We start from the raw sequence: 534 nt of genomic DNA, 5'->3' as shown, positions 1-534 counted from the left end.
AGTAGCTCTGGACGCGCTGATGGGTGGCCCGGCTGCCCTCGATGCCGCGTTCCAGCCCGAGATCCCTCACCACCTCGGCAAAGCTGGTCTGGTCGGCCCGCATCTTGTCGCGGCCACCGATGAACTCCTTGGCCGACAGCCGCCCGTCCTGCGTCAGCGGCACGACGAAGGCCGACAGGTGCGGGGTGGCCTCGTCGCGGTGGATGCTGGCCGTCACGATGCGATCCGCGCCGTATTTGGCCGCCAGCCAGCCCTGCGCCTGGTCGAAGAACGCGGCCTGCTGCTGGGGCGTGGCCTTGGCCCACCATTCCGGGCTGGCCGTCATCACGTATTCGACCGCCAGCACCGCGTCCTTGCGCCGCTTCTCCGGCAGCAACTCGCGCAGCCGCCCCATCGCCGCATCGGTCGAGGTGGCCGCCCGGTGCTCGTTGTCCGGCGTGCGTTCGGCGTCAGCGTTGGGCGTCTCGCGCTCCCGGTAGCAGTGCTGCAACGCCGCCGCCACGCTGCCCATCCCCGACAGCTTCTTGCATCGCA

1 protein-coding gene is annotated in these 534 nt (G+C 70.2%); it reads right to left on the bottom strand.

Annotation, left to right across the window (positions count from 1 at the left end; genetic code table 11):
* The coding region (gene mobV / locus OGY07_RS00135; RefSeq protein WP_286597916.1) for a MobV family relaxase at window positions 1-534 on the bottom strand (534 nt) is incomplete at both ends.

Origin of the sequence: Citrobacter sp. Cs237 (genome assembly GCF_030332325.1) — a bacterium.
Classification (GTDB): domain Bacteria; phylum Pseudomonadota; class Gammaproteobacteria; order Enterobacterales; family Enterobacteriaceae; genus Citrobacter_A; species Citrobacter_A sedlakii.
Note: the sequence above shows the minus strand (reverse complement) of the source record. Positions and strands in the feature narration are given on the sequence as shown.